This window comes from Mycobacterium persicum (assembly GCF_002086675.1).
GTDB classification, from domain to species: Bacteria; Actinomycetota; Actinomycetes; order Mycobacteriales; family Mycobacteriaceae; genus Mycobacterium; species Mycobacterium persicum.
Genome location: NZ_MVIF01000010.1, coordinates 12203 through 25409, shown reverse-complemented (window position 1 = coordinate 25409; position 13207 = coordinate 12203). Strand labels below are relative to the sequence as shown.

Below are 13207 nucleotides of genomic sequence, written 5' to 3'. Positions count from 1 at the left end.
GCCGGTAACGTGGTCGGCTGTGGAACCCGACCGTCAAGCCGACCGACGAGCTGAGATCGCTGCCCTTGACTCCACCCTGACCACGGTGGAGCGGGTGCTCGACGTCGACGCTTTGCGGGCCAAGATCGACAAGCTCGAGCACGAGGCATCCGACCCCAAATTGTGGGACGACCAGGCTCGCGCACAGCGCGTGACCAGTGAGTTGTCGCACGCCCAGGGCGAACTGCGCCGGGTCGAGCAGCTGCGTAGCCGACTTGACGATCTACCGGTGCTCTACGAGCTCGCGGCCGAGGAACAAGGGGAAACCGCCGCCGAAGCCCTGGCCGAGGCCGACGCCGAGCTCAAGGCGCTGCGCGCCGAGATCGAGGCCACCGAGGTGCGCACCCTGCTGTCCGGCGAATACGACGAGCGTGAGGCGCTGGTCACGATCCGTTCCGGCGCGGGCGGGGTGGATGCGGCAGACTGGGCCGAAATGCTGATGCGGATGTACATCCGCTGGGCCGAGCAGCACAAATATCCGGTCGAGGTGTTCGACACCTCCTACGCCGAAGAAGCCGGCATCAAAAGTGCCACCTTCGCCGTGCACGCGCCGTTCGCTTATGGCACCTTGTCGGTCGAACAGGGCACCCACCGGCTGGTGCGGATCAGCCCGTTCGACAACCAGAGCCGGCGCCAGACGTCGTTCGCCGAAGTCGAGGTATTACCGGTAGTCGAAACCACCGACCACATCGACATCCCGGAGGGCGATGTACGGGTCGACGTCTACCGGTCCAGCGGGCCCGGCGGCCAGTCGGTGAACACCACAGACTCCGCCGTGCGTTTAACCCACATCCCAACGGGTATTGTGGTGACTTGTCAGAACGAGAAGTCGCAACTGCAGAACAAAGTGGCGGCGATGCGAGTTCTTCAAGCAAAGTTGTTGGAGCGCAAGCGTTTAGAAGAGCGCGCTGAGCTGGATGCGTTGAAGGGTGAGGGCGGCAGTTCCTGGGGTAACCAGATGCGGTCCTATGTCCTGCATCCCTACCAGATGGTCAAGGACCTGCGGACCGAATACGAGGTAGGCAATCCGGCCGCCGTCCTGGACGGAGACATCGACGGGTTCCTGGAAGCAGGAATCCGGTGGCGTAACCGAAAAGATGACAGCAACTAACACCACAGTTCTCGCCCTCGCGGTGGCCCAGCGCTGGCACGACTTTTGGCGCGGTCACATCGGCGAATGGATCATCACCCGGGGTTTGCGCATCGTCATGCTGCTGATCGCGGCCGTGTTGGCGGCCCGGTTCGTCAGCTGGGTGGCCGAACGGGTGACCCGACAGCTCGACCTCGGCTTCGCCGAAAGCGATGCGCTGGTGCGCTCGGAGGCCACCAAGCACCGGCAGGCCGTGGCGTCGGTGATCTCGTGGGTGTCGATCGTGCTCATCGGCATCGTCGTGGTCATGCAGATCGCCGACGTCCTGCAGTTTTCGGTGGGCGGTCTGGTCGCGCCGGCCACGGTGGTCGGCGCGGCGCTGGGCTTCGGCGCCCAGCAGCTGGTCAGGGATCTGCTCGCCGGGTTCTTCATCATTGTCGAGCGGCAATATGGCTTCGGAGACCTGGTCAAGCTCACCATCCTGGGGTCGGCGACCGATGCGACCGGCACTGTCGAAAACGTGACGTTGCGGGTGACCAGGCTGCGCTCCGCGGACGGCGAAGTGTTCACCGTCCCCAATGGCCAGATCGTCAAGTCGGTCAACCTCTCCAAGGACTGGGCCCGTGCCGTGGTGGATATCCCGGTGTCGACCAATGCCGACCTCAACCGGGTCAACGAGGTCTTGCACCAGGAGTGCGAGCACGCGCGCGACGACCCGGTGCTGGGGGAGTTGCTGCTGGATTCCCCCACCGTGATGGGGGTGGAAAGCATCGAAGTCGACACCGTGACACTGCGCCTGGTGGCCCGCACGCTGCCCGGGAAGCAGTTTGAGGCCGGTCGGCAATTGCGGGTGCTGGTCATCCGGGCCCTTGCTCGCGCCGGCATCGTGACCGCCGCCGACGCGACGGTCGGCCTGGTCGAAGACCCGGCGGTTCCAGCCGCCCAGGCTACCCAAGCCGCCGAGGCCGCCGAGCCCGGCGAAGTCAAGGGTGCGGTGCGGTAGTGATGAACTTCTGGCCCAACGTGCTGGGTAAGCGCGACCGGAATAGCGCACGGCGCACCCCGAGCCACCTGTTCGGCGGCCGGGTGCGCACGTCGACGGTGGTGTTGATCATCGTGTTCCTGGCGGTGTGGTGGACCTATGACACCTACCGTCCGGAACCGGCCCCCGCAAGGCCTGCGCAGGTCGTGCCACCGGGCTTTGTGCCCGATCCCGACTACACCTGGGTGCCGCGGGACAGGGTGCAACCTCCTGTGACCACTCGGGTGCGGCCGATGCCCACCACCACGACGACAACGCCGGAACCGACGACCACCACGACGACGACCTCGGCTGGCCCGCCGCCACCTCCGTGTCTGCTGCCGCCGCCCTTCTGCCCGGCGACCACGACTCCGAGCACCCCGACGCCGTCACAGCTACCGCAGCCCGGACCGGGGCCACCGCCCAGTTCGACGCCCCCGGCCAGTTGAATTTCGCTTCCCAGCGAAACTCACCGCTACACTGGCGTGCCGTGATGATCACCCTGGACCATGTCACCAAGCAGTACAAATCGTCGGCACGTCCGGCGCTGGATGACGTCAACGTCAAGATCGACAAGGGTGAGTTCGTCTTCCTGATCGGCCCGTCGGGTTCGGGCAAGTCGACCTTCATGCGGTTGCTGCTGGCAGCCGAGACGCCGACATCCGGAGATGTGGGGGTGTCGAAGTTTCACGTCAACAAGCTGCGTGGTCGAAACGTCCCGAAGCTGCGTCAGGTGATCGGCTGCGTCTTTCAGGATTTTCGGCTGTTGCAGCAAAAGACCGTGTACGAAAACGTCGCTTTTGCGCTGGAGGTGATCGGCAAACGCACTGACGCGATCAACCGGGTGGTGCCCGAGGTGCTCGAGACGGTGGGATTGTCGGGCAAAGCCAACCGGCTGCCGGACGAGTTGTCGGGCGGCGAACAACAGCGGGTCGCGATCGCCCGCGCCTTCGTGAACCGGCCGCTGGTCCTGCTGGCCGACGAGCCCACCGGCAACCTCGACCCAGACACCAGTAAGGACATCATGGATTTGTTGGAGCGGATCAACCGAACCGGGACCACGGTGGTGATGGCCACCCACGACCACCACATCGTCGACTCGATGCGGCAGCGGGTCGTCGAGTTGTCGCTGGGCCGGCTGGTTCGTGACGAACAGCGCGGCGTCTATGGGATGGATCGCTAAGTGCGCTTCGGCTTCCTGCTCAACGAGGTCCTGACCGGCCTTCGTCGCAATGTCACCATGACGATCGCGATGATCCTGACGACCGCGATCTCGATCGGCCTGTTCGGCGGCGGACTGCTGGTGGTCCGGCTGGCCGACAACTCCCGGGCCATCTACCTCGACCGTGTCGAAACCCAGGTCTTTTTGACCGATGACGTCTCCGCCAACGATCCCGCCTGCGACAGCGACCCGTGTAAAGCGCTGCGCGAGAAAATCGAAAAGCGATCCGACGTCAAGGCGGTGCGCTTCCTCAACCGTCAGCAGGCCTATGACGACGCCATCCGCAAATTCCCGCAGTACAAGGACGTGGCCGGAAAAGATTCCTTCCCAGCGTCGTTCATCGTCAAACTGGAAAATCCCGAGCAGCACAAGGACTTCGACACCGCGATGCAGGGCCAGCCCGGGGTGCTGTCGGTACTCAACCAGAAGGATCTGATCGACCGGCTGTTCGCCGTGCTCGACGGGCTGAGCAATGCCGCCTTTGCGGTCGCACTTGTCCAGGCCATCGGCGCGGTCTTGTTGATCGCCAACATGGTTCAGGTCGCCGCCTATACGCGGCGCACCGAGATCGGCATCATGCGATTGGTCGGGGCCAGCCGCTGGTACACCCAGCTGCCGTTCCTGGTGGAGGCGATGCTGGCCGCGACGGTCGGCGTCCTGATCGCCATCGGCGGCCTGATCGTGGTGCGGGCGATGTTTTTGGAGAATGCGCTCAACCAGTTCTACCAAGCCAATCTGATCGCCCGCGTCGACTACGCCGACATCCTCTACATCGCGCCGTGGCTGCTGCTGCTGGGCGTGGCGATGTCCGGGCTGACGGCCTACGCGACGCTGCGCATCTACGTGCGGCAATAGCGATGGCCAATAAGGCGCCGGGCAAGCAGGCCAAGGTCGGCCGAAAGATCATCGCCACCAATCGCAAAGCCCGGCACAACTATTCGATCATCGAGGTGTTCGAGGCCGGCATGGCCCTGCAGGGGACCGAGGTGAAGAGCCTGCGCGAGGGGCATGCGTCATTGGTCGACGCCTTCGCCACCATCGACGACGGCGAAATTTGGTTGCGCAACCTGCACATTCCGGAGTACCAGCACGGCAGCTGGACCAACCACGAACCGCGGCGCAACCGCAAGTTGCTGTTGCACCGGCGTCAGATCGACACTCTGATCGGGAAGCTGCGCGAAGGCAACTTCGCGCTGGTGCCGTTGTCGCTGTATTTCACCGAGGGCAAGGTCAAGGTCGAGCTCGCGCTGGCCCGCGGTAAACATGCCCACGACAAACGCCAGGACATGGCTCGCCGCGACGCCCAGCGCGAGGTGATCCGGGAGCTGGGCCGCCGCGCCAAGGGCATGGGCTGACGGCGCTGACTGGCGCGCAGGGGCGGGTTGCGGTATTTACGGGGAATGGCCGTGACTGAAGACCCAGTTATTCGCGAGTTGTCCGCAGCGGTGCAGCGCAGCCCCGAAGTCGTCGAGCTGCGTGTGCATTTGGCTACCTTGTTGGCCGACAAGGGACGCTATGCCGAGGCGTTGGGACATTGCAGCGCGGCCTTGAGCCAGGACGCCGGCAACGCCGTCGCGCTGAGCCTGCTGCAGCGGTGCAGTGCCGCGCTGGCCGAGCCCATCCCGACTCAGCCGCAGGCTCCTGCCGAAGACGGCTTCGATTGGTCCATTGCCGAAAAAGAAGTCGCCGACATCATCGAGCCCGCCTTCGTGGAGGCGCCCCCCGACGTCCTGGCCGAAGGAGATTTCGACGTGCTGCAGCGCAGCCAGGTGCGGCTGGTCGACGTTGCGGGCATGGCCGATGTCAAACGGCAATTGGAACTTTCGCTACTGGGGCCGCTGCGCAACCCCGAGCTGATGAAGGCCTACAAGGTGTCCGCTCGTGGTGGGTTGCTCCTATACGGGCCACCTGGGTGCGGCAAAACCTATGTCGCCAAGGCGGTTTCGGGAGAGTTGGGCGCCAGCTTCTACCAGCTGGGAATCGCCGACGTGCTGCATCGTTACCAGGGTGAGAGCGAGCGCAGCATCCGTTCGGCCTTCGACAATGCCCGCCGTAACGCTCCGTGCGTGCTGTTTTTCGACGAGGTCGACGCGTTGGGGCACCGGCGTTCCGCGCTGAGCGGCAGCTCGGGCATCCGCACCATCGTCAACACGTTGCTGGAAGAACTCGACACCGCTACGTCCGCCAACAACGGTGTCTATGTGCTGGGTGCCACCAATGCGCCCTGGGATGTCGATCCGGCATTGCGGCGGCCCGGGCGATTTGACCGGATGATTTTCGTGGGGTTGCCTGACGCCGAGTCCAGGGCGGGGATAGTCCGGTTTCATTTGAAGGATCGGCCGGTCGCCGGGATCGATCCCGCCGCGATCGCGGGCCGCACCGAGGGATTTTCAGGCGCCGATCTGGCGCATGTTTGCGACAGTGCAACGCAATTGGCGATGGCCGATTCGATGCGCAGCCAGCAGGTGCGTCCGGTCACGATGGCGGACGTCCAGGCTGCTGCCGCGCAGGTCAGGCCCAGCGCTGGGCCCTGGTTTGAGACCGCGCGCAACGTCGTCGAATTCGCCAACAACGACGGTACCTACGACGAGTTGGCAAAGTACTTGCGGCGCAGAAAGATTCGGTGATGTCGGAAACGGACACCGACCGAGTGGCCGAAGCTGTCCACCTCGCCAGTGCCTACGTCGACACGGGAAATTATGAGCGGGCCCGGGATGTCCTGCGCCGTGCGTTGGCGGAAAACCCGACCGATCCGGTCCTGCAGGCGCACCTCGCCCGGGCTGAGTACATGCTGGGCAACTACGACACGGCCTCTCATAGCGCGTACGGCGCGTTATCTGCAGCGCCGCAGTACGAGTTCGCCATGCGGCTTTACGCGCTGTCGCTGGAAGGCCTGGGTCGCTCGTACGACGCCCTTTGGATGGCCTGGCGGACCGTGCTTACTCATCCCAACGAACCTGCGGCGCAGCGGCTTTACGCGAAGCTGCTGCAAAATTCGCGCCAGCTTACATCGGCGCTGCTCGTAGTAGACGAGGCATTGCGCCTTGATCCCATGAGTGTCGACGCGTTGGTGCTGCGCGGCTCCATCCTGCATGACCTGCGTCGTATCCCCGAATCCACCGCAACGTATCTGGAGGCCTTGGCGTCGGATCCGGGCAACGCCACGGCGCTCCACAACATTGCCGTCAATCGGCTTCTGGCCGGTAAGTTCTCACTCGCGCTGCGGGGATTTCTGAGGGCCGCGAGAAGTGACCCGACGCTAGGAGATCTTGCGCGCCGCAATATCGCCGACCTTGTCACGAAGGTGCTGAAAAGTCTGACTGTCGTCGCGGTGCTCCTGGGATTGTTTGTCGTTTTTGTCGGCGTCGCGCACGACCAGGGCGAGCCAACCTCCAGATTGCGAATGTTGGCCGGGCTCTTCACCGCTGTGCTGATCGCCATCCTTGGCTGGCTATTGCGAGCGATACCTCGTGGGGTTATTTCGTACATCTTTCGCAACCGTGGCTTTGTCGCCGCCCGCTTGATCCACGCGGCCTCGGCAGCGTGTGCCGGCGCTGGTGTCACCGTTTTCGGTGGGTCGGCGTGGGCGGTCGCGGTTGGGGGAATGTTGATCGTCATTGGTTTGATTCTCGCGCGGGCCGGCGTGACGCTCGGATGGTGACCGGCCTACTATCCGAGCCATGGCCGATCGTCCGCTGACCCAACTCGACAAGTCCGAGGTCCTGGCGGGACTTTTCGCCGTGTGGGACTCCCTCGATGCGCTGCTGGACGGACTGCCCGAGGCGGATTGGCAGTCGATGAGCCCGCTGCCAGGCTGGAATGTCAAGGCGGTCGTGTCGCACATCATCGGTACCGAGTCCTTCCTGCTCGGCATCGGCGCACCGGAGGCCGATATCGACGTCTCCACGCTCGAGCATGTGCGCAACCCCATCGGAGTGATGAACGAGAGCTGGGTGATTCATCTCAGCGGAGAGTCGGGCACCAGCGTGCTGGAGCGGTTCCGCGAGGTGACCACCAAACGCCGCAAGGCTTTGGAGAGAATGCCGGAGACCGACTGGAGCGCGGCGACCACGACGCCGGCGGGCCCCGACGCCTACGGGCGCTTCATGCGGATCCGTACCTTCGATTGCTGGATGCACGAACAGGATATCCGCCAGGCGCTGCAGCGGCCGTCGTCCGACGACGAGTTGGGTGGTCGGACCGCCGAGCTGTCCCTCGACGAAATGTCTTCCAGCATGGGGTTCGTCGTAGGCAAGCTGGCCAAAGCGCCCGACGGCTCCCGGGTGCTGTTCGAACTGACCGGCCCATTGGCCCGCACCATCCGGGTCAGCGTCGATGGCCGCGCGCAACTGGTCGAGGACTTCGGCGGACAAGAGCCGACCGCGGCCATCCGGCTTGATGGACTGCAGTTCACCAGGCTTGCCGGCGGTCGTCCGATGAGCCCCGCCCGCAGCCAGCAGGTAGAACTCGGCGGCGACAAGGACCTCGCGGGCCGGATCGTCGAGCGTCTGAACTTCGTGATCTGATCGGGAAGATAATCCCGTTGCCCGTTGTTGGTAGACGCGTACCATTGATTGTCTTGCCGGAAGTCGGCAAGGGTGCTCGAAGACATGGGGCTGAACGGTTTCGACTTCGCGCATCGAATCAAGGGAAGCGTGCCGGTGCAGGCAAGAGACCACCGTAAGCGTCGTTGCAACCAAATAAGCGCCGATTCACATCAGCGCGACTACGCTCTCGCTGCCTAAGCGACGGCTAGTCTGTCAGACCGGGACCGCCCTCGACCCGGACCCTGGCATCAGCTAGAGGGATCAACCGATGAGTTCGGTCGCGGGACTCGTCGGGACACCAACAGCGACTGGGATCGTCATCCTGGCTAGTTCGCGTGACCAGGAGATCCGAGCAGAGGCATAGCGAACTGCGCACGGAGAAGCCTTGAGGGAATGCCGTAGGACCCGGGTTCGATTCCCGGCAGCTCCACCACTTGACGGGCCGGTTCGCCGGCTCATTTGCAGGCAACGACAGCCATCACAGACCGAGGTATCGCGCTACGGCGTGTTCATCGCCGTGCACATAGAACGACATCGATCGTTCGGACCTGGTCGACCACTTTCCGTTCGAGCAGCCGTGGTGCCCGCCGGATGACGTCGCTCTGCGCTCGCCGTTGCGCAATGCGGCCTTGACGATCTGTTCATCTTGTTCAACACGCAATCGGCAGCCCGACGGCCGCGTTCGTCGTCTCGTCTTGCTTACCTGAGTCCACCTGGACGCCGGTTCCGGCAAACCGCGACGTGATTACCCGTCCTCGGCATAAGCTCCGGCTACTCGATGATCGGTATCGGCTGGGCAACTCGACGGGTTGCCCGAAGGGTGGAGCGGCACAGTGTCGTATGTTCTTGCGTCTCCCGAGCTAATGTCCGGCGCGGCCACAGAGGTGGCGTCGATTGGTTCGGTGGTCGCAACCGCAAACCAGGGGATGGCCGCGGCCACCACTGAGGTACTGGCCGCGGCCGAGGATGAGGTGTCGGAGGCGATCGCGGCCTTCTTTTCGGCCCACGGCCGGGACTATCTAGCTGTCAGCGCACACGCGGCGGCTTTCCATGAGCGGTTCGTGCAGGCATTGAGCGGCGCTGCCGGGGCGTATGCCACCGCCGAAGCGGCCGGCGCTGCGCCTCTGGCGACTTTTGAGCAGGCGGTGCTTGGCGTTCAGCTGGAAATCCAGCAGATCCCCACGACGATTGCCGCCGGATTCAGCTCCGGGCTCGCATCCCTGACTTCAGTGCCAGGTAACCCACTCCTGATGCTGCTTGCCAGCGACATCCCGCCGCTGTCGTGGGTCTTGGGCAACTCCCCGCCACCATTGTTGAATTTGCTGCTGGGGCAAACGGTGCAGTACACCACGTATCAGGGGATGAGCGTCGTGCAGATCACGCCGGCCGCTCCAACGGGCGAACACGTGGTTGCCCTGCACGGTGGCGCGTACATTCTCCCGGCCTCGTTGTTCCACTGGATCAATTACTCGGTGACGGCCTACCAGACCGGCGCGACCTTCGAAGTGCCGATTTACCCGTTGCTCCAGCAAGGTGGTACCGCCGCCACGGTCGTACCGCAAACAGCCGGCTTCATCTCATCGCAGATCGCGCAATACGGAGCCCAGAATGTCAGCGTGGTCGGCGACTCCGCGGGCGGCAACCTCGCACTGGGGGCCGTCCAATACTTGGTCAGCCAATCCGAACCGGTACCGTCGTCGATGGTGTTGCTGTCTCCGTGGCTGGATGTGGGGACTGGGGGACTCGGCGCGGTGTGGGCAGGCAATCTTCCCGCGAACAACTATCTGGTCAGCCCGCTGAATGGGTCACTTGACGGTCTTCCGCCGACGTATGTCTACTCCGGCTCGCTGGATCCACTTGCACAACAAGCGGCCGTCCTCCAGCAAGCAGCATTAGCCCAAGGGGCCCCGATGAGCTTCGTTGTGGAACCCTGCGGAATTCACGACTGGGTTCTGCTGACTCCCGGCGGGTTGCCGTACTGGCCGCAGATCAACCAACAACTCGGTATCGTCGCCTGATCGCAGGGTGGCGCCACGATCACGGGGATCTTGGCCCTGTTCACTGCCGCCCCGACCGAACCCAGAAACATGCCTGCCTGGCCGTCCGCGACCAGCAGTTGCGCCTACCCGGCCGCCTGCAGGGTGATCTCGGAGATTTCCGTCCGGCTCTGGCCATTGGTGGTGCCCAAGGTGGAGATCCACACCAGCACATTGGAGGTCTTCGTCCGGTTATCCACCGTGATGCGGTTGTGCCCCGGCTGCAGTGGCGTGTTCGGGGTCAGCGCGGTGGTGTCGGCCAATGTGGTCGGGGTTTGGCTGGGCGACGAACGGATCTGCACCTGGGTTCCCGTGCTGGACACGTCGATCGTCACGGCGCTCAGCGCGGTCGGCTGGGCCAGGTGCAGCAACAGCCCCATTCCCTCGATGAATTTCGGGAACGGGACCGCGTCCCGATAGGTAACGGTGGACCACGCCGTGTTCGGGTTGCCGTCGATCGCCAAGTTGGCCTGCTGCGGGTTGTCGGGGGCGCCGTCGGGTGAAAAAACCGTTGCACTCACCGGCTTGACGATTGGTCCAGGGCGGGTCCGGGTGCCGAAACCGTGCGTGAAGTACAGAACCGCCGCCGCGGTCAACACGATGACACCGACGACGGCGACGAGCGCGGCGAGCCGGAGTTTTCTGCCTTTCGGCGCCTTGTCTCGCGGCGGTGTGGCACCGACCTCCGACCGGCGTCGCCTCGGACGAGCTCCGGCTGACAAGTTGACGATCTTGTCAGCGTCGAGGGTTTCGCCGTCCCACAGGCCGGTGATCTCGACCTCGTCCCCGTCCGCGAGCTGACCCGCGACGAGGTCGGTTTGGATCTCGACGGGAAGCGGAGCGCGCCGGTCGCCGAGCGGCTCATAGGGGACTACCTGGAACGACAAGATCCCGACCTGCGATTGGGCTCCGACCGCGCTTTGCGCTACGGCGCGCGCCGTTCCGTGAACAACCAGACGCTCGAGACGCTGCGTGGCCGGACGTCCGCCCGAAGCGAGGTCCTCGGCGGGGCCCGGCCCCGACGTTTGCAAGCGCGCCGGGGCGCCCCGCTGTGTGAGAGCCAGGGCGAACTCGGTGCAAGTCGGGTATCGCTGGTTGGGGTCTTTGGCCAGCGCCCTTGCCAGGACGGCGTCGAGGTGCGCGAGTTCGGGCCGGCGCGCCGATATCCGCGGTGGCGGTGTATTGAGATGGTTGCTGACGACGACGGCGCGATTCGAGTCGTGAAACGGCGGGGCACCGGTTAACAGGTAAAACGTCGTCGCAGCCAGCGCATATTGATCTGCCCGGCCGTCAAGTGGCTTGCCCAGCAGCTGCTCGGGGGCCACGTAACTGATGGTTCCGATGGCGACGTTGACGTCGGTGAGGTTGCTGACGTCGTCGATTCTGCGGGCGATGCCGAAATCGGTGAGCAGCACCCTGCGCCGGTGGCCATCGGGCGCGGTCACGAGGATGTTCTCGGGCTTGACGTCACGATGGAGCAGACGGCGATCATGACCGAAGTCGAGCGCATCGGCCACCGCAGTCACGATTTCCGCGACGTCTTGCTCTGGCATTCCGTTCGGGTAGCGCTCCCGGACCAACCGACCCGCGTCGGTGCCGTCGACGTACTCCATCGAGATCCAGAGCCGGCCGTTGAACTCACCGCGATCGAGAACGCCGACGATATGGGGGTGCCACAGCGTCGCCGCCAACTCGGCTTCGCGTTTGAATCTCGCCTGAAACTCCTCGTCGGCTGTCGCGGCCAACGACAAGACCTTCAGCGCGTCGTGACGCGGCAGCCGGGGATGCTGGGCGAGGTAAACCTCACCCATCCCGCCGGTGCCGAGCAGGCGCTCGATCACGTAGCCAGCGAATACCTCACCGTTGTCGAACGGCATGCCCGAAAGCCTACAAACCGCCACGGCCGGCTAGCGAATCTCGCTGATGAGGTGCCAGCCCGCGTCGGCACGCCCCCGGCGGGCCGGGAGAAGTCGGCGTCGGCGCAGACGTGTTTTCCCTGCGCACAACACGATCGCCCGGCATTGGGCGTCGTCGTCCAGCCGCTCATACGCGTCGGCGATGCGCTCGATCAAGGCGGCGTCGAAATAGTTGTTCGGAGGTCGATGGATCTCCACGACAGCCACGTGTCCGCCGCGTTCGACGGTGACTCCGGGATGTTCACAGCCGATCCAGGAATTCGCGCACCGCGGCGTTGAACGCCCCGGGCTGGTCCATGTTTGCCGCGTGCCCGGCGTTGTCGACGACAACCTTGCGGGCCCCGGGGATTTTGCGGGCCAAGTAGTCGGCGCTGGCCAGGAAGTCGGTGTCCTGGGCGCCGACGACGACGAGCGTGGGCACCGTGACACTGTCGAGCGACGTGATCACCCGAGCGTCCTTCTGGGCCATGACACCGCGGGCGGCCCGGGGCAGCCCCTCGGGGTGCTGGTGCACGGCCTGCGCGAGTTCCGGTGACATGTCGGTGAGCGCTTCGCCTCGTTCGAGTCGTTGGGCGCGCCGTTCCACCCATGCGTTCCACTTGTCGCGGGCCGCGTCGTTGCGGTAGCCCGGCCCCGTGTCGACCAGTACCAGCGCCGCCACCCGCTGCGGATGGGCGAGGTGGAAGGCCAGGGATAGGTAGCCGCCCAAGGACATTCCGCCGAGCACGGCCCGATCGGCGCCCGCGGCATCAAGAACGGCCGCCATGTCGGCGACGCTGATCTGCTCGCTGTAGCGGTCCATGTCCTCGGGCGCGTCGCTGCCGCCGTGGCCGCGCTGGTCCCAGACGATCACCGGCCGGTCGACGCTCAAGGCATCAATGTTGGGGTCCCACATGCCCCCGGTGGCGCCGAAACCGTGCGTGAGCAACAGCGGCACACCCGGCGCCTGGGGATTGTGCACCCGGAAGACCAGCGTGACCCCGTCCGGTCGCTGCAGGCGCTTCACGCCAGCACCTCGGACCCGCACTGGATGGCCGGGTAGCGGGCGTCGGGACGGCGAGCGACCAGCGCTGCGCCGAGCCGGTTCGGGCAGCGATGATGCCCTTTACCTTTGTCGTGCCAGGCCCAGAGTCGACGGGTCACGTGGTGCAACGGATACTCCTTCGTCATACCGATCGCTCCATGCGGCTGATGGGTTACCGCCGTCACCAGTCGTGCCGCCCGGTCGGCAAGCATTTTGGCGCAAGCGATTTCGAGGTCGCGGGGCCGAGACCGGCCGGCTCCACCTTCCAGGTCGATGGTGACCGAATGGGCTTGCACGGCCTAGAACTGACCG

General features: G+C 64.8%; 14 protein-coding genes and 1 other RNA gene. 11 read left to right on the top strand and 4 right to left on the bottom strand.

All coding sequences use genetic code 11. The features are described from left to right. The first annotated feature begins 19 nt into the window (after positions 1-19). The 11 genes from prfB (at position 20) to lipY (ending at position 9937) form a co-directional block, all read left to right on the top strand. Complete coding sequence (prfB, locus tag BST40_RS05475; protein WP_075548824.1) at positions 20-1150, top strand: peptide chain release factor 2; 1131 nt, start codon at positions 20-22, stop codon at positions 1148-1150. Then, on the top strand, positions 1137-2132 hold the full coding sequence (locus BST40_RS05470) for a mechanosensitive ion channel family protein (RefSeq protein ID WP_075548823.1): 996 nt from the start codon (positions 1137-1139) through the stop codon (positions 2130-2132). Before prfB ends, BST40_RS05470 begins: the two co-directional genes overlap by 14 nt. 2 nt (positions 2133-2134) lie before the next feature. Then, positions 2135-2599, top strand: a complete 465-nt coding sequence (locus BST40_RS29985; protein WP_083153704.1) for an Rv3103c family proline-rich protein — start codon at positions 2135-2137, stop codon at positions 2597-2599. 44 nt (positions 2600-2643) lie between these two features. Next, the gene (ftsE, locus tag BST40_RS05460) at positions 2644-3333 is read left to right on the top strand and encodes a cell division ATP-binding protein FtsE (protein WP_083153749.1); all 690 of its coding nucleotides are present in this window, start codon (positions 2644-2646) and stop codon (positions 3331-3333) included. After that, on the top strand, positions 3334-4227 hold the full coding sequence (ftsX, locus tag BST40_RS05455; protein ID WP_075548822.1) for a permease-like cell division protein FtsX: 894 nt from the start codon (positions 3334-3336) through the stop codon (positions 4225-4227). 2 nt (positions 4228-4229) lie between these two features. Further along, complete coding sequence (smpB, locus tag BST40_RS05450) at positions 4230-4727, top strand: SsrA-binding protein SmpB (RefSeq protein ID WP_075548821.1); 498 nt, start codon at positions 4230-4232, stop codon at positions 4725-4727. Positions 4728-4778: 51 nt separating this feature from the next. After that, positions 4779-5999, top strand: a complete 1221-nt coding sequence (locus BST40_RS05445) for an ATP-binding protein (RefSeq protein WP_162877277.1) — start codon at positions 4779-4781, stop codon at positions 5997-5999. Further along, entirely contained in the window at positions 5999-7033 is a 1035-nt protein-coding gene (locus BST40_RS05440; RefSeq protein WP_075548819.1) for a tetratricopeptide repeat protein, read from the top strand. The genes BST40_RS05445 and BST40_RS05440 overlap by 1 nt, the downstream gene beginning before the upstream one ends. Positions 7034-7052: 19 nt before the next feature. After that, positions 7053-7898, top strand: a complete 846-nt coding sequence (locus tag BST40_RS05435; RefSeq protein WP_083153700.1) for a maleylpyruvate isomerase family mycothiol-dependent enzyme — start codon at positions 7053-7055, stop codon at positions 7896-7898. 86 nt (positions 7899-7984) lie between these two features. Beyond that, positions 7985-8352, top strand: a transfer-messenger RNA (tmRNA) gene (gene ssrA / locus BST40_RS05430). A 400-nt stretch (positions 8353-8752) separates the two neighbouring features. Further along, positions 8753-9937, top strand: a complete 1185-nt coding sequence (gene lipY, locus BST40_RS05420) for a triacylglycerol lipase LipY (RefSeq protein ID WP_082275580.1) — start codon at positions 8753-8755, stop codon at positions 9935-9937. A gap of 104 nt (positions 9938-10041) precedes the next feature. Here the strand turns inward: lipY and BST40_RS05415 are convergent, their stop codons facing one another. The 4 genes from BST40_RS05415 to BST40_RS05400 are packed head-to-tail and all read right to left on the bottom strand — an operon-like array spanning position 10042 to position 13191. Beyond that, positions 10042-11832: a serine/threonine-protein kinase gene (locus tag BST40_RS05415; protein WP_075548815.1), complete on the bottom strand. Its 1791-nt coding sequence runs from the start codon at positions 11830-11832 to the stop codon at positions 10042-10044. A gap of 30 nt (positions 11833-11862) precedes the next feature. Continuing rightward, entirely contained in the window at positions 11863-12078 is a 216-nt protein-coding gene (locus BST40_RS05410; protein ID WP_083153698.1) for a Clp protease/crotonase-like domain-containing protein, read from the bottom strand. Between the two features lie 34 nt (positions 12079-12112). Then, positions 12113-12877 carry an alpha/beta fold hydrolase gene (locus BST40_RS05405; protein WP_075548813.1) on the bottom strand — a complete coding sequence of 255 codons (765 nt, stop codon included), beginning with the start codon at positions 12875-12877 and terminating at the stop codon, positions 12113-12115. After that, entirely contained in the window at positions 12874-13191 is a 318-nt protein-coding gene (locus BST40_RS05400) for a hypothetical protein (protein WP_083153696.1), read from the bottom strand. Before BST40_RS05400 ends, BST40_RS05405 begins: the two co-directional genes overlap by 4 nt. Positions 13192-13207 lie beyond the last annotated feature (16 nt).